Annotated in this window: 24 protein-coding genes and 1 tRNA gene; 9 read left to right on the top strand and 16 right to left on the bottom strand. The window is 36.8% G+C overall.

What is annotated here, in order from left to right:
- Positions 1–73 precede the first annotated feature (73 nt).
- The 5 genes from QWZ08_RS25075 to QWZ08_RS25055 all read left to right on the top strand — a co-directional run bounded on the left by QWZ08_RS25075 (position 74) and on the right by QWZ08_RS25055 (position 2,698).
- Complete coding sequence (locus QWZ08_RS25075; RefSeq protein ID WP_290340419.1) at positions 74–841, top strand: TatD family hydrolase; 768 nt, start codon at positions 74–76, stop codon at positions 839–841.
- 35 nt (positions 842–876) lie between these two features.
- Positions 877–963: transfer RNA gene (locus QWZ08_RS25070), tRNA-Ser, on the top strand.
- A gap of 149 nt (positions 964–1,112) precedes the next feature.
- Positions 1,113–1,853, top strand: a complete 741-nt coding sequence (locus QWZ08_RS25065) for a TIGR04255 family protein (RefSeq protein WP_290340415.1) — start codon at positions 1,113–1,115, stop codon at positions 1,851–1,853.
- A complete protein-coding gene (locus QWZ08_RS25060) occupies positions 1,834–2,331 on the top strand; it encodes a hypothetical protein (protein WP_290340413.1) in 498 nt (165 codons plus the stop codon). The genes QWZ08_RS25065 and QWZ08_RS25060 overlap by 20 nt, the downstream gene beginning before the upstream one ends.
- Positions 2,324–2,698, top strand: a complete 375-nt coding sequence (locus QWZ08_RS25055) for a hypothetical protein (protein ID WP_290340410.1) — start codon at positions 2,324–2,326, stop codon at positions 2,696–2,698. The genes QWZ08_RS25060 and QWZ08_RS25055 overlap by 8 nt, the downstream gene beginning before the upstream one ends.
- 283 nt (positions 2,699–2,981) lie before the next feature.
- Here QWZ08_RS25055 and QWZ08_RS25050 read toward each other — a convergent pair whose 3' ends face one another.
- Positions 2,982–4,028, bottom strand: a complete 1,047-nt coding sequence (locus tag QWZ08_RS25050) for a HEPN domain-containing protein (RefSeq protein ID WP_290340408.1) — start codon at positions 4,026–4,028, stop codon at positions 2,982–2,984.
- A 376-nt stretch (positions 4,029–4,404) separates the two neighbouring features.
- Positions 4,405–4,920 (bottom strand): hypothetical protein, encoded by a 516-nt coding sequence (locus QWZ08_RS25045; RefSeq protein ID WP_290340405.1) that lies wholly within the window; start codon positions 4,918–4,920, stop codon positions 4,405–4,407.
- A 182-nt stretch (positions 4,921–5,102) separates the two neighbouring features.
- Here QWZ08_RS25045 and QWZ08_RS25040 point away from each other — a divergent pair, with 182 nt between their 5' ends.
- From QWZ08_RS25040 to QWZ08_RS25030, 3 genes are all read left to right on the top strand, one after another.
- On the top strand, positions 5,103–5,378 hold the full coding sequence (locus tag QWZ08_RS25040) for a hypothetical protein (protein ID WP_290340403.1): 276 nt from the start codon (positions 5,103–5,105) through the stop codon (positions 5,376–5,378).
- 376 nt (positions 5,379–5,754) lie between these two features.
- Positions 5,755–6,387, top strand: a complete 633-nt coding sequence (locus tag QWZ08_RS25035; RefSeq protein ID WP_290340400.1) for a hypothetical protein — start codon at positions 5,755–5,757, stop codon at positions 6,385–6,387.
- Positions 6,388–6,422: 35 nt separating this feature from the next.
- The gene (locus tag QWZ08_RS25030) at positions 6,423–6,662 is read left to right on the top strand and encodes a hypothetical protein (protein ID WP_290340398.1); all 240 of its coding nucleotides are present in this window, start codon (positions 6,423–6,425) and stop codon (positions 6,660–6,662) included.
- A 50-nt stretch (positions 6,663–6,712) separates the two neighbouring features.
- On the opposite strand, the gene QWZ08_RS25025 is transcribed toward QWZ08_RS25030, so the two are convergent.
- Both QWZ08_RS25025 and QWZ08_RS25020 read right to left on the bottom strand, forming a co-directional pair.
- Complete coding sequence (locus QWZ08_RS25025) at positions 6,713–6,949, bottom strand: hypothetical protein (protein ID WP_290340396.1); 237 nt, start codon at positions 6,947–6,949, stop codon at positions 6,713–6,715.
- Between the two features lie 16 nt (positions 6,950–6,965).
- Positions 6,966–7,448, bottom strand: coding sequence for a hypothetical protein (locus QWZ08_RS25020; protein WP_290340394.1), 483 nt, complete (start codon positions 7,446–7,448; stop codon positions 6,966–6,968).
- 131 nt (positions 7,449–7,579) lie between these two features.
- Between QWZ08_RS25020 and QWZ08_RS25015 the strand changes: the two genes are divergently transcribed.
- Positions 7,580–7,801, top strand: a complete 222-nt coding sequence (locus QWZ08_RS25015) for a hypothetical protein (RefSeq protein WP_290340392.1) — start codon at positions 7,580–7,582, stop codon at positions 7,799–7,801.
- Positions 7,802–7,823: 22 nt separating this feature from the next.
- Here QWZ08_RS25015 and QWZ08_RS25010 read toward each other — a convergent pair whose 3' ends face one another.
- The 12 genes from QWZ08_RS25010 to QWZ08_RS24955 form a co-directional block, all read right to left on the bottom strand.
- A complete protein-coding gene (locus QWZ08_RS25010) occupies positions 7,824–8,063 on the bottom strand; it encodes a hypothetical protein (protein ID WP_290340391.1) in 240 nt (79 codons plus the stop codon).
- On the bottom strand, positions 8,060–8,593 hold the full coding sequence (locus QWZ08_RS25005; protein WP_290340389.1) for a hypothetical protein: 534 nt from the start codon (positions 8,591–8,593) through the stop codon (positions 8,060–8,062). The genes QWZ08_RS25010 and QWZ08_RS25005 overlap by 4 nt, the downstream gene beginning before the upstream one ends.
- Positions 8,594–8,661: 68 nt before the next feature.
- Positions 8,662–11,871: a hypothetical protein gene (locus tag QWZ08_RS25000; protein ID WP_290340387.1), complete on the bottom strand. Its 3,210-nt coding sequence runs from the start codon at positions 11,869–11,871 to the stop codon at positions 8,662–8,664.
- Positions 11,861–12,580: a hypothetical protein gene (locus tag QWZ08_RS24995; RefSeq protein WP_290340385.1), complete on the bottom strand. Its 720-nt coding sequence runs from the start codon at positions 12,578–12,580 to the stop codon at positions 11,861–11,863. Before QWZ08_RS24995 ends, QWZ08_RS25000 begins: the two co-directional genes overlap by 11 nt.
- On the bottom strand, positions 12,573–12,845 hold the full coding sequence (locus QWZ08_RS24990) for a hypothetical protein (protein ID WP_290340382.1): 273 nt from the start codon (positions 12,843–12,845) through the stop codon (positions 12,573–12,575). Before QWZ08_RS24990 ends, QWZ08_RS24995 begins: the two co-directional genes overlap by 8 nt.
- Positions 12,846–12,953: 108 nt before the next feature.
- Complete coding sequence (locus tag QWZ08_RS24985) at positions 12,954–13,349, bottom strand: hypothetical protein (RefSeq protein WP_290340380.1); 396 nt, start codon at positions 13,347–13,349, stop codon at positions 12,954–12,956.
- Between the two features lie 2 nt (positions 13,350–13,351).
- Positions 13,352–13,696, bottom strand: coding sequence for a hypothetical protein (locus tag QWZ08_RS24980; RefSeq protein WP_290340379.1), 345 nt, complete (start codon positions 13,694–13,696; stop codon positions 13,352–13,354).
- 39 nt (positions 13,697–13,735) lie between these two features.
- Positions 13,736–14,308, bottom strand: coding sequence for a hypothetical protein (locus tag QWZ08_RS24975; protein WP_290340378.1), 573 nt, complete (start codon positions 14,306–14,308; stop codon positions 13,736–13,738).
- A gap of 55 nt (positions 14,309–14,363) precedes the next feature.
- Positions 14,364–15,509: a hypothetical protein gene (locus QWZ08_RS24970; protein WP_290340376.1), complete on the bottom strand. Its 1,146-nt coding sequence runs from the start codon at positions 15,507–15,509 to the stop codon at positions 14,364–14,366.
- Entirely contained in the window at positions 15,509–15,808 is a 300-nt protein-coding gene (locus QWZ08_RS24965) for a helix-turn-helix domain-containing protein (protein WP_290340375.1), read from the bottom strand. The genes QWZ08_RS24970 and QWZ08_RS24965 overlap by 1 nt, the downstream gene beginning before the upstream one ends.
- Before the next feature lie 99 nt (positions 15,809–15,907).
- Positions 15,908–17,050: a hypothetical protein gene (locus tag QWZ08_RS24960; protein WP_290340374.1), complete on the bottom strand. Its 1,143-nt coding sequence runs from the start codon at positions 17,048–17,050 to the stop codon at positions 15,908–15,910.
- A gap of 38 nt (positions 17,051–17,088) precedes the next feature.
- The gene (locus QWZ08_RS24955) at positions 17,089–18,396 is read right to left on the bottom strand and encodes a tyrosine-type recombinase/integrase (protein WP_290340373.1); all 1,308 of its coding nucleotides are present in this window, start codon (positions 18,394–18,396) and stop codon (positions 17,089–17,091) included.
- Positions 18,397–18,628 lie beyond the last annotated feature (232 nt).

Genomic DNA, 18,628 nt, shown 5'->3' with positions numbered 1-18,628 from the left:
TCATTTATAACAGGGGTTTTATGCAGTTTGTATTTTTAGTACATTTTGATAACTAACACATTATTTTGCAGGTATGAAATTAATAGATACCCACTGCCATTTATACGCCAAAGAATTTGTTGGTGATATTGAGAGGATTATAGACGTTGCAATTTCAGCGGGAGTAGAAAAATTTTACCTGCCAGCAATCGACAGCAATTCTATAGATGCTATGTTTTCGCTGGAGGAAAAATATCCAGGCAGATGTATTGCCATGATCGGGTTGCATCCCTGTTATGTGAGGGAAAATTACAAGGCGGAACTGGAAATTGTTCAGCAATGGCTTGGCAAAAGAAAGTTTGCAGCAGTAGGCGAAATTGGCCTGGATTTTTATTGGGATAAAAGCTTCGTCACAGAGCAATATGAAGCCTTCAGGATACAAATGGATTGGGCCATCCACCATAACTTGCCCATAGTCATCCATACCAGGAATGCGATGCAGGAAACAATTAACCTGGTAAAAGAATATGTACCCAAAGGAATACGTGGCATTTTTCACTGCTTCAGCGGGAGTTACGAAAGCGCCCGGGAAATCATCAAGGCTGGTTTTTATTTGGGTATTGGGGGGGTAGTTACTTATAAAAACGCCGGTGTAGCAGAAGTTTTGGAAAAGATCGATTTGGCACACCTGGTATTGGAAACAGACGCACCTTATTTAACACCCGTACCATTCAGAGGGAAAAGAAATGAAAGCAGCTACTTAAAATACATTGTGTCGAAAATTGCAGCCATAAAAAACTGTACAGAAGAAGAAGTGGCCGTTGTTACAACCGCCAATGCTGAAAAAATATTCGGCTTATAAAAACCGATGCTGTATTTTTGCCGTCCTGAAAAAAAGGAGAGTTGTCCGAGTGGTTGAAGGAGCACGCCTGGAAAGTGTGTATATGGGAAACTGTATCAAGAGTTCGAATCTCTTACTCTCCGCTTATAGAATATATAAACCCGTTGTAGTAGCGGGTTTTGTTATTTATCTAATTATTAGGTAGCAAAAAGGGTAGCAAACTTTTTAATATTTTTATTGTTAATCTTTAAGCATCATCAAAAATTGCTACTTTTAAAACTAGATTTGTAATATGAGCCAGGCAAAGTTAAAAAATGCACCACTCAAAGAAGTTATTTTTGAACTACATTGGACCAGTAATTTGGAAAATGCTACTGTTCAGGTTGATGAGGGATTTGATTTAGCTCAAGGAAAATTCGCGGAAAAGGTAAAATCTAAATATCCGGTACATAAAAAGATGGTGCCGGATGGCATACCATTTAAAGTATTTGGCACCCCTTTACATCAATATTGGACAGGAGAATTCAGGTGGCCGGCTGTGCAGCATGGGTTGGGGCTGTTAGCAGTAAACGACGTAGAGGCGGGTTATCAGTGGGAAGCTACTTATAAGCCGATTGTATTAGATGCAATTGAAAAAATGATTTCTTCATACGATGAGCCTTTGAATTTTAACAGAATGAAATTGCTGTATGTGGATGCAGTAGATGTGAATGAAGAACACTCCATACCTTTTATTGAAGCAAACCTTCGAACGAACATTCAGTCAAATTATCCATTACCTGGTAAACCAAAAAATATTAACTTGTTTCAAAGTTTCGAATTGGAGGATGGATCTGAGCTACATTTAACTATTGCAACTGGAGTTAATAACCAAAATCAAAATCGTTCTGTTATTTGGACAACTACTGTAGAGAAAAAGGGAAGTTTTAAAGAACACGAAATATTAAAATGGCTTGAAAGTGCACATACCGCTGCATCAAATATGTTTAAAAACATGCTAAATCCCGATTTTTATGCCAGCCTTGATCGATAATTATTCTTCAACTGCACAATTTATTTCCGCATGGCCGTTATCATCTGTAAGAGGTCATACATCCGAAGATAATCCTACTTCAGCTGCTAGTTTGATTATTATGTATGGTGAACAATATATCTTAAACGGTACCATCATGAATTTACTAAATGAATTTGCAACACTGAATGACAACTGGGATGATGAGGGTGCGAAAGCCCCATCAATTATTGCAATTGAAAAAGCGAAAGCTATCACTTCATTATTAGATAAACACGGGCAAAAAATATTCCATACCGCTCCTGGTCCCAATGGCGAGGTAATGATCGATATAAGGAGTAGGAACAAGGCAAAGTCTATTGAAATAATTTTTTATTCAAATATTTCAATAGCTGTAAAATTTCCTGAAAAAGGCCATGCTGAACAGTCCGCATTTACTGCTGGTGACTTGCCTGACTTACTTACCTGGCTAAATCAAAAACCACTAATTAATGCCTGAAAGAAAACCGGTTGACCTTAGTGAATGGCTTTATAGACGAGGGTATTCAAATCCAGTACGTAGATACATGAATCCAGACGGTACAGCAACTTCTCGTGTATTTAAATTGCGGGAAAATGATAATGGTGAATTGTCAGTGGACGTAAAATCTCTTACTAATGCATCAGCGTCAATTGTAGATCCATCTAAATATTTTTTGTTCGAAATTAGCAACATTTCTGTCCTTGAAATCGAGCCATTAAACACACTTCATGATCCATTATCAGATGGCACAAATCCTGCACATGCTGCAGTGATTGGCCTGACGTTAGAAGACGAGATAAAGCCAGGGCTGCTTGCAAGAAAAAGCAAGCGAGTCTATCTTTGACATTTGATCAAATCTCTCTGTAGAGATAGTTTATATTATTATATTTTTGCAAAGTCACCTAGTGACATTTTAACTTATCAGGGCGGTGTTTTTACATCAGCCCTTTTTTGTGCCCAGAACTGGAACAATACAAACATTTATAATTCTTACTGGTAGGCGATTTTATAATTTCCGTGTAACAACAGTGTAACAAAAATTGTAAAAACTGATAGTTTGACATTATCAGGATAATTTACAGGGCTGTTGTTTTCCGTAAGCGTCGGTTGTAGGAAATATGCATCGTCTAGTCGTTACGCTTTTTCTTTTTCATTTGACTAGAATTCTTCTCTTTTGACTTTAAACTATACATGTCATTTGGTTTTGATGAAGCAAATATTTTTGAATTTAAAAATGCATTCAACCGGTCATCGTCTGCAAATACAGCAGAATTATTGAATAAAATGCTTATTAGAACTTTCCTAATAATATCATCTAATTTTACTGAAAGGTCTTTTTGCTTTTCCAGGGTTGCGACTTTGTTTTCCAGTATTTGTCCGTGGAAAAATTTTGATCTTAATCCATAAGCAAGTTTAATAATTTCATAAACCTCATACCTGTCGGGCCAATCGAAATAAAATGCAGTTCGTTCAGCAGTCTTATGTGAAACTTCGCTACTGTCTGTCGTAAATAAACATTCAAGCATTGCTGTATAGAATGAAATTTTTAATGGCAGAAAAGACTGTGATCTTGCCAAGACAAGAAATGATAATGCTCTCTGAATTCTGTTGGTTGTGTTATAAAGTGTATGATTAAATTTAGAAGGTTGTATTCCATGCTTAGTTGGCTGCGCAGAATGCAGGTCAGTTTGGACAGAGTCTTCCGTTAGCTTAGAGATTATTTTAAAAACTTCGCCTGCGTAGATAAAATCTAGCCTGTCAAAAACTGTATCTGCATAGTCACCCGTGGCGTTAGTAAAATGATTTGTGGTTGACAGCTGAAACAGATTTTCTTCATGCAGTTCAGGTGCGTAAGAAAAAGTGGACATTACATTTGCGCTTGTATCTTTAACGAACCAAAGAAAACCGATTAAGTTCACCAGGCCACTATGGACCTCAGCATTGACTTTTGAAATTGATGTATCAGCATCGACATTTGCAACGTCCCAAAAGTACGGCCGACCTACAAACCTGGGAATATGCATTAGACCGATCTGAACCTGCAGATATTTATCAAATATTCTTTGATCAAGAGCGTCGTGACAACAGGCAATTTTTACATTTGAAAAAATGGGTTCATCTGTCACTTCTGCAATTTGTATCCCGGATAACTCCGAAAGAATTCTTATTTCCATCAAATTTTTAGAAAGTAAAATAGGGTTATTTTATCTGATACCAGAAAATAAATAGTGCCGGCGGTAAATCTGAAAAATGCCTATATTTTTCTTTATTCCTTTTAATGGTAACAATCAGACATAATGCTTCTTCACCTCCCTTGATTTCCGGGCATTAAATCCTGGGTATCAATGTCAAGTTCATTCCCAATTTTATTTAGAGTTAAAAGCCTGACATTTATTTTGCCGGCTTCCATGTCAAGTAGGAGCTGAGTTTGCATGTCGCATTTCAATGCCAGCTGTTCAGCTGTGTTCCCTCTAATATTTCTTTGTGAAGCAACTTTATTGCCCAACCCGGTTAACAGGGTTTTCAATTCCGATCTTGACAAACCCTTACTCATTGTTTACCGCATTTCCATTTACTACCATCAGTAAAAGCAACTTCATATGGCCAGGCTAAAACAATTTTTTTTCCATCCCGGCTCATAATACTCCATTCACCTGAATTTGTTTTACCTGGTCTTATCTGTTCATCCTGAAAGCCACTGCCAAAGCCCGCTACTAAACTAGAGCTTCCCATGTCTGCGGGCTCACTAAATGCATTTATTCCGTACCATCTGAAACGGATAGCCTGAATTGTTTTATCAGAAACATTTTTATAGGTTAATGAAATGTCTTTATAATTTGAATACTCTTGCTTTATCAATCGGGAAGACAAGACTTTTATTGGTGCTTGTGACAATCCCAAAGTATCAAATAAGGCTTCTTTGGTGCTGGCTTGTATGAGACTGTCTGTCATCTTTTTTGCTTTCAGTTGAATGTCTAGTGGATAGTCTTCAAATTTTTTTTCTTTTTGGGGACCGGTGCAAGAGGAGCAGTAAACTGATATGATAATAGCGAGCAATTTTCGCATAAGCTGTTAGTATTAAATATTATAAAATGGATAGTCCAATATTACAAATTAATATTTTATGAAGCAATGGAAACAATGATATTTAAAATCAATTCGGGAGCTGCCCCAGTAATTAAGAGCAACTATGTATAACATTGGACAGGAAATAAAATGCCATAGATTTGCTAATTAAATTAGTATTTATGGAGTGGGTAATGGACGTTTCTTTTAGGGGTAAACAATACCTTTTGAAAGCAGAAGTAGAATATAAAGATGAACAGATTATAAAAATTCGGGTGCATGGGCTAAGGGGTAGCATACTGCTGGAAACAGAATATAAACTACCTGTTGATGGTAAACTAAGGTGGAGATATTTAGAAGGACGGATGACTAACTACGGGCACGATACAGTCCGATTTCAATTTGACATTCAAGCATGCCTGGAATATTATATCAGGGCAGAAATATACAGCGCTTAGCGCACATAGACTGCTCTTACAATTACAAAACCTAAAATGAATGTGAGTATAGAAAGAACGATAGCTAAGTCTGTTTTGCTTTTCAGCCATGCATTGTAGTATTCAGATTGTTCAAAGTCTGTTAGTTTATCTTCCATATCCCCAATGTAACAAACGGACTCCGCAGATTTGGGGAACCGTCATCCATCATTTTTTTATACTTCATTATTTCGTCGGCTGAGCTGGCTTTCCAATTTATTCACCAGGTCATATAATTGCTCAAAAAAAAGTTAGTGTTAATTTTCCAATGGACCGAGTACACGTCTATTGCATATTAAAAAAATACTTTTTATCTTACCAAACTTTTCAACCTCACCTAATTAACTAACATAAGTTTATGTTTGAGAAACTAGCGTTGCTGTCTGACAACTTCAATAAATACTTAACTTCCCTTAGCTTAATTGCTGTAATCTACGCGGCTTCATTTTCAGAGTTCTTCATTAGGCCTTACAATCAAGAGATTTTCGAAGAAAAAAAAGAACTAAGCCGAATAACTGCTCACCGTTGGAAACTGGATCAGGTCAGACAAGATTTGCTCACTCAACTTGGCGATACAAGTATAATTGAGCACCGCTACTATTTTACAACCAGCGTTGACACAGTCGTATCAAAAGATTCAGCTCTTCAAGCAAACAAGTATTTTTTTACCGCCAAATTGGACTCCGCGAAAAAACCAATAGTTGATTCCTTAAACAAAGTTTACTATGAAATACTTATCGACAAAAGTGACATTAGTAGTTATAACGAACATTTCGCTCATTTACATACCAACATTTTAATTCGGGAAAAATCAATGTGGGCAATCGGTTTTTTTGGTTTCGTATTGTTTATTTATGGAATGTTCGTGTGGTACAGGGCACAAAAAAATGCCGACAATAAGCTAAGCCAAGAGAAACTTTTGGTTGAAATCAAACTGCCTGATGGCACACAACTTAATACGCCTGTAATCGCTACAAATTCCGGGACGTAGTTATACTGATTCATTTCATTCAAAAGCTAATATTCATGGATCCAGCAACCCGCAAAAGCAGAATTAAAAAAGTAATTGCTGAAATGTACCCGGTAAAAACCTGGTTAAGTATTGATGAGGCTTGCAGCTTTATGAATATGGGTAGTAGCACTTTTTTGGCCATGGCACTTGATAACAATCTTACGGTTTCTATGCTAGGAAGCAAAAAGTATTACAAGGTCAAAGAACTTAACGCGGTACTTGAAGATCACATTATCATCCGGCACGTAAAATAAAAAAGCCCGCTTATTGCAGGCTTTAACTTCATGAAGTGAGTCTCATTTTTTTATTCCTTTGCAGGGATCGGGCTAATACCGGTAACCAGGTCATAAAGCATTGTAAACTGCATAGCCACTTTTTCCTTTAATTCGTCCGATATATTAACGCCTGGTTGTTTAAGGTATAAGCCCTGGAGATCAAATAAAAAACCGGTCATTTCTTTTTCTGTTTCGTTTCGATATGTACTAAAAAAGATTTCAATCGATTTATTGTTCTGCTTTATAATCTTCTTTCTACTTTTCATAAAAATACATTTTGGTTTAAGCTGCTTGTTTAGTTTGCATTTTATACAATTCAAGGTGCCAGTAATGATAGTCAATATACAATTCAACAAGGGCCATAAAACAGCCAATTTGCCCCATTATTTCCAATATTTCCAAGTGAGCATAAGTCCTGTCGTTGTAGACATTTAAAAAAGCTGCATTAATTTGTACCATGGCTTCTTTTAAAGAATTTACACCGCTAGCACTTAAAACTTCTGGAAGTTCTTTTAAGGTTACTTGTAAGCTTTCTTCTAACGACTTTGCTTCAATCAACGATGGTAAAAGGTAATTCGTAAATGAAAACAAAAAGCTAGTTGCATCACTTTGATCATTTACCTTTTTTGAGTTTTCATTGACCATATCACCGATACGGATAAGCCAGATTGCAAGGCTTTTTGTTGTAAAGTTGGCTGCAAATAAATCTGCCATTTGTGCGACCAGGTTTTTCATTTCTTCTTCTAATTCTGATTGTTTTTTCATTTCAATGGTTTTTAGATTATTAATAAATATAGTTACGAGAAGTGCAACAAAATGTAGCACAAAAGTAATTAAATATTTGATAAGTGCAACAAAATGTAGCATTTTTTATTTATTTTTTTTACCTTTAGTTTATGACACTAACAGAAGCATTTACGGAATTAATAAATTCGGATGAATTTAAAAATATTGCTAAAGAAAAAGACGCAGCCGGCAGCAAGTACCGGGTTTATCTCAGTAGATTTAAAAGTGGTCAATTAAAGATTGGAGCCATTGCTGAATTGCTTATTAAGCATGGCTATACAGTGGAAGCTTTTAAAAATAAGGCTGCTAAAGCTGCCAAAAAGAAAAAGTGATCATTTCAATTCATCCTTTTTATCAGGTTTTATCAGGTTCTGACCTATTTCGAACTACTGCTTTCATCTCTTTGAATCCGTTCGAAGTAATACTGAGTGAAGAATAAAAGTATGCTGGTTCAACAGGTTTATCATTAATAAAAAATTCGGTAGGCTTTGATCCATGGATATAAATCCTGTAATGTTTCGGGAAAATATCTTCCAGTTTTATTTGCCCGGCTGACAAAGCTTTCAGCAGTTTTATTTTTTCCAGGCGGTTCATGATCCGGATTTCTTTAAACGTTCGATAATGGTATCAAGCTGCTGCTCTGTCAATGCATCAAAATCCAGTTCAATTACTTGCTTATCTCTCCAAAGTTCCTTTTGTCGATTTTTTAACCAGTTCATGGCGGCCCCGGCGTCCGGTGGTAAATGTTTTGTAACAATTTTTTTCTTAAAAGTATCTTCAGCCTTTATTTGACCATCTGTGGTAATTTCAAGGTTTTGTTTGCTATCTACCTTCTCATAAGTAATCTCATCGTAATCATACCCCTTTGCCCTTTTAAAGAAACTTTCAGCGATGGTTGCATCAGCGATTTGCTTACCTGCCATGACTGACCCGAAAAACCCCGGTTTTTGTTTTTTCCAATTGGTTATGGTTTGTTCATCAACGCCAAAGTAAAAAGCCAGGTCTTTGTCTGTAAAGCCCAGGAGACAAAGTTTATATGCCTGACTTGCATACTCCTTTTTGTACTTTGTTGGAGCACCACCTTTATTTTCATCTGATTTCGATTCTTCTAAATTTTGGGGCATTGACTTTTCATTTAATTATTACCTGGTTTACTGCTAATTGATTTATGGTGATCAATTCAGTTTATTACTTAGTGAAGATTATCATTTAAATATTTCACTTCCGTATTTCCATTTTGAAACATTATATCATAGCCAGAACGGCCATTAATTTTTATTCTTGGTTGATTTTTTACTGCATTTACAACAGATGTAAAACCAAGATGCATTGTTTTATCAAGGCCATCCATTGTAATACCGTCTTTTTCATTAACCCGTGGTACCGTAGCTAAATGCTGAGCTGCGACCTTTGCCATCATAGTACGGTCCAGTTTATTGGCATCCGGAAATACCTTTGTCCCGGCGGGCAAATTCATCAGTGTTGGTTTATCGGGAGATACACCGCTGGTTCCATCCGGGGCCTGCCACAACTCTTTTTTAAAACCATCACCTAATATAGCGGGGCCGCCCGGGTGAAAGTTTGTACCATGTTTGTACTTGGGTATTGGCGTTGCAATTGCAATTGCCAACTGAGCCGCACCAGCTGCGCCCGCCAATATTGCCCTGGCAACCTTTGTAAAAGGATCGCCTTCGCTATATGCTTTTATTACAGCCAAAGTGGTTGTGAGGATAATATTAAAAATAGTTTGGGCTTTTTGGAATTTTAACCGTTCCAACTCAGCAGCTTTTTCTTTTAAAGCTATTTGCTGCTTTTGAGCTGCCAGCCGTGCATTAATTACCGTAATTTTAGCAGCCTTATCTTGTTCGCTTAATGTGCTTGCATTGACAATTTCAATATCCCTGGCGGCCTTTTTTTCAGCAGCATCAGATTGATCTTTTAATCTGTTTTTTTGTGCGATCTCCTGGGCATTTAACAAGCCATCAATTAGTGCAAAAACGTCTGTTGCAGTTTTTTGTACTTCATTTAATGTTTTTGTCATGGCAGCAAGTTTTTCTGCCTCTGTCTTTTTTGTATGCGCTAAAATATCATCCTGTAATTTCTTTTCAAGTGCGGCCAGTGATTCCAAAGCTTTTGCCTTATCTACCGGTAAAAGAGCATTTACAGCTAACTTCTTTTTTGCAGTATCAATTTCAATTTTCAATGATTCCACGCCATAAGCAAAATCTAAATCTGCCTTTTTCTTGTTGAAGTTTTTAAGTGATATTTCACCCGCATCATAACGGGCCTGCAAACCGGCTCCGGCTTCAGAATACTGCTTATCAAGTGCTGCTTTTTGATTATGGCCCGCATCTTCTATAAGTTGCAAAGCCCGTTCATATTTAGACTTTTGCCCTTTTAAATAATCTTCGTTGGCATGCTTGGCCAAATCATTAAACTGCTTTTCATTTTCATCAAAAACATTTAACCGTTCATTGGCAGCCTTTTTCTGAATAATAGTACGTTCAGCTTCTGTATTTTGCAAATCCCTTAAAATATTATTGCGTTCAGTTCCCTTTGACTTTTTTAAATTATCCTGCAGTGCTACTTCCTTTTCAGCATTTTTTTTAAGTTCCTGCTTTTCTTCAAGATCAATTAAAGCCAGCTTTGCAGTAGAAGCCTGGTTTAAGAAACTGATTCTTTTTTCATAACTATTTTTATCATTTTTTTCTTCCTCATCAAGCAATTTTATTTGTCGCTGCAAATCAATTTTATCAGATTCATATTTTGCATCCAGTAATTCTTTTAATGATTCCTTCGTAACAGCAACAGTCTTTTCTTTTTTAGTTTTATCAGTTTCAATATTTTCGCTTACAGCCGCTAGTTTTAATAAAGCATTTATTTTATCATTGTTAAGCTGTACCAGTTTTTCGTTTTGGGCTTTTTGATCGTTGTATTCCTCCAGGTAAGCTTTTTGTTTTGCCTGCTTGCTTACACCTCCAAAATTACCACCGAGGCCAGCACTGCCACCTGATGCTATTGCCTGATCATCCTTTGCATTGCGAATTTTTTTATTTACTTCATCTGCTTTTGCATCATTTTTTAGCATGATATCCAGATTAGCAGATACCAGTTCTTGTATTTTTGCTTCAGCTGCCTGTGCCTGGGCTTTCTTTAAAATGGATGCTGCAACCAAGTCATAAGCAGCAGCAGCTTTACCCTGCAGTAAAGCTTCATCTGTTGTATTTTTTAATAGTTCCGGGTACTCATCTTTTAAATTCTTAATTGCCTGCAGGCGTTTTTCCATTGATATGGTAGTATTCTCAATTTCGGCCCGTACTACTTTTAAAGAGCCCACTTCTTTTCCCGCTTCTTTTGCAGCATCCGCATTTACTTCAGCAAACAATTTTGTAATAGCATTTGCTTCTTCCATTTGCTTGCGGTACTCAATAATTTTGTATACCAGGTAACCTATACCTACCAGCAATAGGCCAATACCAGTACTGGCAACAGCAATTTTAAATATCCGCATAGCGCCACTGCTGGCAGCAGTAGCAACAGCCAATTCAGTTTGTGCAACGGCTGCCCCTTCAACTACAACAGCACCTGCAGCTGTTGTAGTTGCGTTGGTTGCTGTAGTTGCTGTATTTTGTGCAGTAGCAACATTGTTTGCCTCAGTGGCAATAGTATCGGCTGTTGCAGCAGCAGCAGCACCAGTGTCAGCGGCCGCTTTAGCTTCTTTACCACGAAAAAAAGCTGCTAAACCTTGTATGGCATGCTCAATAACCAATCTGAACTGATCAGCTTCCTGTGCGCCTATGCCCAATGCTTCCCCTAATAATTTTGTAGGACCACGCAAGCCACGGAGCGTATTGGCGTAACCAGTTAAGGCACTGGAATAATTACCCACATTACGTTGGTGGTTCCCCATGCTTTCATCCAGGGCTTTTAACTGCGTATTTTTTTCCAGAATATCTTTTTGTAAATCTTTACCCGCTGCGGAATCTCTTTCAGCAGCACTTAGCGCCCGGTATTGCGCTGACAATGTTTTTAACTGTGCATTTAACAGGTTGTAAGATCCTTCTGCTGCTTTGGTTGCAATCACTTCCTGTTTTAGTGATGCGGTTAATTCCTGTTTGGCAACGCGGCTTTCAATATCTGCCTTTGTAACTATGGCGGCAATCTTTTTTTGTGATTCAGCAACCTGTTGCGATGCGGCTGTTGCCCGTTGGGCAGCGGCCGCCATATTATCATACCCCTTTGCAATATCACCGGCTTTAGTAGCCCCTTCCAAACTTATTTTAATATTTGCGCCTTTATTGATATCGGCAATAAATTCAGCAATTACGTCCTTAACTTTTTTCTTTTCTTCGTTAAGATTATCAAAATCAAAATACTCTGATATTTTTCCTTTAACTGGCATAGTCTAGTGCTTTTTTATTGTTAACAAGTTCTTTTAAATATTCCTCCAACATCATACAGAATTGCCGGACCGTTATATCTGAAGATGCAATTATTTTGCCCCTATGTTTTGAAAGCCTGGTAAGCATGCGCATAAAATATTTTGCATCAACTTTATCATCTTTAGAACTTGCACAAAATTCTTGAAACTCTTTTTCCATCAGTTTGTGACTTTCTATTAAAATTGACAACTCACTAAGTATTGTTCGAATCTGTGCAATGCTTGTATCAGGGTTATCCACAGGATATGTCAATTCAAATCCATAATTTTCTAACACTACTATGTTCTGTTTACAAGGTTGCATTATGTGTAAATACAAAGCATGTTGAGTATTTATTATAATATCATTAGTAAATGCTAAATCTCTTTGCATCCTGATCAAGCACAACATTTCATTATTTGCGTTTAATTCGTTGTACTCTTTTAAAATTTCTAAACTTGCCTGCTCAATTTGCTGCTTTGTTGGCTTTCCAGAAATGATTAATACATTATAGCATCCATTAAAAAGCATAATGAATAAATCTAGTGGTAATTCGCTGCAACTTTTATAATACCTGGCTTCCAGCAAGTTTTTTTGTTTAGTCGTTATTATTCTAACTTCCTGGGTAATCCCTACCAAAAGGCGAAGCTTATTCCAATATGCTAGAATTGTTTTCTTACAATTATTCATAAGCCTTTTTAAGTTTTTTGAAGCGATCTTCCAGCGTCACACCATCAATGCGTATATCCGTGGTAAATTCTGAATCTGTTTCAGAGGCTTTTGTAATTTCTCGCATGTAGGTTTCGTGATCAACCTCCCGACCATTAATAAAGCGCACGCTATCCATATTAGGACTTGACATATGGATTGAAAAAACCTTTGGTTTAAAATCTTCTACAGTAATTATACCGGCCTGTAGTTCTTTTAGCATCCCTATTTTTTCCAGTCTGTTCATTTCAATTTCTTCCTTTAATTTTAGTCTAAAGCCAGGGGGCACGTTTAAGCCCCGCTGGACTTTCTAACTATGCATCTTATTTAATCCCGTTCACCACCGGTAACTAAATTAGCCGTGCCAATCGAAATTTTCAATCTTGTTTGTGTGATCTTGCAATGCATTGTCAAACTCAGGCGAAACCATATTTTTACCAGGATTATCTTTTATCCATTTATCCTCAAACTGACTTAATGTTTTTATGTGATTAGTGCCTTCACTTTCATTGCCGGTTGCAGAAAGCCATTTGCGTTGTTGGAAATAACTTTTAATAGCTTCTTCCGGCAACACTGGATTATAAGTTTTTTCGTTTCTTATTTCCTTTCCATTTTGGCTAACTATTATACCTGCATTAGTTTCCTCAAAACTTAAATCGTTTGAAATAAGCAGATATAAATCTTCATCAGAAAATAGGGCTTTATGCTGCTTTGGAATCCAGTTAATCAATTGTTGTTTTGAAATAGCCATTATCAACTTTTTAAAAGTAAATAATACGTTCCCTGGCCGGCAATGCTTTCCGCTTTCCCAATTTTGGCGTTATGGTTTAACGCTTCCTGTATCGCAACTGTTTCGTTTTTAATAAAACCACTTGCAACAATTACGACGCCATGTACCCTGCCTTTCCCAATTTCATTTTTCCACGCCGGCGCTGCAGAAAACAAAGCGAAATTGTGTTTTGACAAAGGGGCAGCTACAGATAATTGTGTGAGACTGTCCTTGTATCGCTTAAATTCAGCGCCGTCTAATCGGCTGTAATTAAAATCAATATTCAAACCTTTGTTGAGTTGTATTGATTCACCAGTTTCTTTTTTCATGATTTTGTTTATTTGTAATTGAATTTGTTATGATCTGGATTATTTTTTAAGTAAGTAGTAGGTTCCATGGCCAGCAATTCCATGTGCATTTACTATTTGCGAATTGAGTTCACGGGCGGTTCTGATAGTAATGCTGGTTGTTACAATAGGCGGCTCAAACCTGTCTCTTTCGCCCATTGTTTTTAACATGATTCCTATAAAATCCATTGGGCTACCTTCCATACCTTCAAACCTTACCTTTCTTATAGGTTTTGCCCGGTATAATTCAAACTGGAAGCAATGCCCGGTATGCGGTCCGTGCCCCCTTTCAGGATCCAGACTTTCAAGTAAATCAAGGTATCTCTTGAATTCGGGACCAACGAGGTTAGCATAGTCAATATCATTTTTAATAATGGCATTGGGATTAGCTGGATCAAATATTTTTGTGTCATCTGTCAGTTTGTTTTTGCCAGATTCAATAGCATCTGATATACCTGCAAATATTTCAGCCTGCTCTTCCGTAGTAAATTCTTCTTCATCCATCAATTTGGCAATTTCTTCATTGGTTTTGCCATCGCTTAACAGCTTGCTATATTTCGTAATAGCTTTCTTTTTTGTTGGTTGTTGTAACATTTTGATAATTTATGATTATTAAAAAATTTGCTTTCATCAGTACTTTCAGCATTGATCACTGCTGCACAGCACACTTACTTTGATCAGAAAAAATTGTCTCTGTTCCTTCCGCTTTCATTTGTGCAAAAAAGTGCAGTATACCAAACCGCTTTTTAAACTTTTGGACCGTTTCTTCTTTATCCGAATCTTTTACAGCGTGTTCTGCCAGGTACTTTTTTGCTTTGGCAGCAGCTATAGCAAAATCTTCATTGGTAAACTGTATGCGGCCGCAACGTTTCAGATAATCGTACTGTAGGGCATCCAGCCCCAGCACCGTTACTTTAGTTTCATCTTCGCACCAGCGTTCATACAGATAGTTGATTTCCCTTTCATCTTTGGCGCCGGTTCGAATGCTTACCGCAGCGGCAGGTTCTGCAGCTGGAGCACTGGCCGGGGTAAAGTTGCCGGACCGCTCCCGGGTGACCCAGTTATTTGCTGCACTATGCCAGTCTACTAGCTTTAAACCGTTGCTTTGTTTCCAGCCATTGGCATTGTAATGGTTGAAAAAAATACCGGCCTGCTCCTGGCACTTTTGCGACGGCCAGCATCCTGGCTTTTTGGGGCTGCCGATAATTTTTACAAAGAAATCAGCGGCTTCTTCCTGCGTGGGTGGAATAAATTTTTCGGCGCGGGCATTCTTTTTTTGTGCCGGCACCAGTTGAACAGATATTAATGGCTGTTCACTTAAAGGTGTAGTTAAAGGTGGATTTGGTGGGGGCAATTCATTTGCCCCTCTCTTTTCTCCTTCTTGGTCTTGGTCTTCTTCTTGGTCTTCTTCTTCTTGCGATATAGTATTAATAGTGTTCACATACTGTATACATACTTTATCTTTCACCAATTTTAACTCTTTAAATACGCATGCTTTTACCTTTGGGCTAGTACTGTCATTGTACTTTTTCCAATTTTTTATAGCTATTTCTTTCGAAGTAGACGAATAAAATACCTTGTCGCACTTAATGAAAAAATCCAATAGCTTTTGAACTGTGTCTTCATTGTAACCAGTATCAAAACTTATTTGCCTGACAGTGATTTCATATATTCCACACTGCGTTGTTTTACTATTAGTGAGCAGGTAAATGAAGAAAAATTTCTGCTCCGGAGTTAGGCTTTCAAAGAACGCATCACGCCAGATATCCACATGCACTTTTCTAAATATTGCCATTATTTTTCCAGAGATTTTTTTACGTCCTGTAAATTGAATCGTATGGCGCTGCCAATATAGAAGAATGGAATTTTGTTTTTACGGCGGTACCGTAAAATAGTAGGTTTGCTTAAGCGCAAATGCTCACACAGCTCTTTAGTTGTAATAGGCTTGTCTGAGTTTGTGGAAGGGTTACAGGAAACCGTACCAGCCGCTTGTAGTTCCTCTCTAATGATAGACCGTAATTGATCAACATCTAAGTTGATTTGAAACGTAATTAGGCCATTTCGTTGTGAAGTTGTTGTATTGCTGCCTGCCATAATAACCTTTTTATTGATTGCTCAATAAAGGTGGCTATTGCAAAATTGATAAAATGTCAAACTGCCTATATTGTAGGTAAAATAGGTAAACTAGGCACTTTATTTTAATAAATAAAATAGGCTATCTCTTATTTCTTTTTTTACTATGCCAATTTTTGTGTTGGTAAATTGGCCAAATGACCCGGCGGGGATATCGAGATTTTTGAAAGTATTGTTTAAAATAATCCTGGTATTTTCTCCGCCTAATCGCCGATCAATAAAACCTAGTTCTTTAGCGGCCCAAATCATTGCTCGTAGATGCTTTTGCTCACCATTCCATTGAAGGTTTTTGTCCTGATCTGTAATAATGCAGGTTATTTCCAGGTCTTCGTCTTTTTCGGAGAGGCCAGTTATTCGTTGAGTATAGTGCCCTTCAGTTTTATTTAACCAAACATCTTTTAGAGTAAGATTTGAATAATCGATTTTATTACTCTTCGGCTTTTTATTTTTTTTGATTAAATCTATATTAATATTCGCGGCTTGTATAATCTCATCTTGTCTGTTATTAATTGGCTTATTTGTTTTCGGTATGGTTAAACTTTTGATTTCAAGTTGTTTTAAAAACCAGCCCGGCCAGTCAGCAACTCCATTTAATCTATTAATCCATTCACAATAAGATTGTTCTAAAATAGCTATATTAGCGCCCTCCACGGTATCTATAAATATTGATACATCAAAACCATACTTAGTACAATAAGAGCTCCAATTGTTGTTCAATTGATACTCGTTAAAAAAAGGGCTTACTGATTTTTCACACTCGTATCCATAACAATAAAACTGATACTTTTTATGGTGAGCTGAACCCAGGTTTTTCCCAATTTCAATTAATTCTAGTGATTGAGAAATTCTTTTCTTTATTGCATCTATTTTTCTTTGAACGGTTAGCCATTCTGGTATTATTATTTCATCGACTAAAGCCTGTTCATGGGCCAAAATATATTCGTGTTTGAACATTTCCACAAACACATTTCCTTCAATAAAGAGATCAGCACTCAAATCGGGTGTTACTCCAAAAGTATATTCAGTGCCATTTATCATTCTGGTAGTACGATAAATTCCTTCAATTGGAAGTGACCGCATGGAGTAAAGCATTTCAAGTTGATCAATTACTTCATCGCACTCATCAAATTTTTTGACAAGAAAGATGTATTCTTTGTCGGTTAATTTCTCTACAGACTTTTGAAATAAAGTTTCAATTTCCATAACTGGCTCTTAATTTATACAGCTTTTAATTTTGATTTTTAAATCTCCCCCCAGGCTTTTTTCATTACAATCTTGCTTCGCTGTTCTGTTATATTGATATAGCGCTTAAAACTGGCGTAGTCGCGATGGCCGCTAATTTGCATCGTTTCTTCGGCGCTCATTCCTTTTTCTAAAGACAATGTGCAAAATGTTTTACGGCCAGTGTGCACGCTTATTAATTCATATTTTGGATGAGAAATTTCTTCTCTTTTTGAACCTCGAAAGCGAACAATTTGCACCGGCTCATCAATCTTTGCCAGTTCACATAATTCTTTCAAATAATCATTCATCTTTTGATTAGAAATAACAGGTAATGGTTTATGGAATTTGGAGTACTTGGCCAATATTGCGTCAGAATATGGATTTAATGGAATAGATAGATTTTGTTTTGTTTTAGTTACAGTTAATCGTATCTCATCTTTTTTTATATGCTCCCGTTTTAGTTGAGCAAGGTCTGAGTATCTTAAGCCAGTAGCACAAGAAAAACAAAATACATCCCTAACCTGGCCAAGCCTTTTATTTTCTGAAAAGTCAAAATTAAATAACGTTTCAAACTCATCATTTGTCAATGCAATAACTTCCAGATTTTCTTTTTTGATTGTAAAGTCCTTGTACTTATTTGAAACTTCTATGCCATGCATTTTAGCATAATTTAAAAAAGTCTTTACCGTAGAAAGGAGTTTTGCAATCGTAACATTACCCAACCCGTTTGGAATTCGTTGGTTGCGGACGTTAATAAGATAGTTTTGAAACTCTAAAAAGAAAGAATAATCTATTTTATCAAATGTTACTTTTTTTTTCTTTTCAATTTGGAAATTCTGCAGATGATTTTTTACCGATTTATATACAGACATGCTACCGGGCTCACGGCTGTCTTTGTTGTCCAATATATATTTATCAATGAAATCAAAAACTTGGTTGTTGGGCGCCTCAGATTTTGTTGCGGGACCATGGCTATGTTTTAATTCTTCAACTAACATTTCTACTGAGTAAACGACCTTGTTTAATTCAAAGCGCCTTTCTATATCAGCAATTTCCTTCTTTAAAGAGGCAAGGTTATCATTTACCTGGGCAATTTCTTTAGCGCTAGGCAATAGTTGAAGGTCAATTGCCGGCAGTAATTTCTTTACTTCCTTTTTATCTAAATAAACTGCTCGCTGTTCTTTTTCATTCCAATTGAATGAAAAAAGCTTCTCTTTTGTTCGGAAATATTTGCGCCTGCCAGAAAGTTGATAAATTAATTCGATCGGGGAAAAATTATCTTTATTCGGTTTGTCTTTCCGTAATACGAAGCGGATGGTCCCCATAAATTTGACATTTTAACTTAGTTCAAATATACAGACAATTAAAGCAGGTAGCAAAATAGGTAGCAAATAAAATGTATTAAAGGTTTGCTTTTGTTTGTTGCCTTTTTCAGAAACATAACATTAGCAGTACTCTGCAGGTACTAGAAATAAAGTTTAGGAATAATGACAAACAAAGGTTCGAATCTCTTACTCTCCGCATAAAAAATATGTACTTAAGCCGGTAATTGTTTTG

This window comes from Ferruginibacter paludis (assembly GCF_030409685.1).
GTDB lineage: Bacteria > Bacteroidota > Bacteroidia > Chitinophagales > Chitinophagaceae > Ferruginibacter > Ferruginibacter paludis.
Note: the sequence above shows the minus strand (reverse complement) of the source record. Positions and strands in the feature narration are given on the sequence as shown.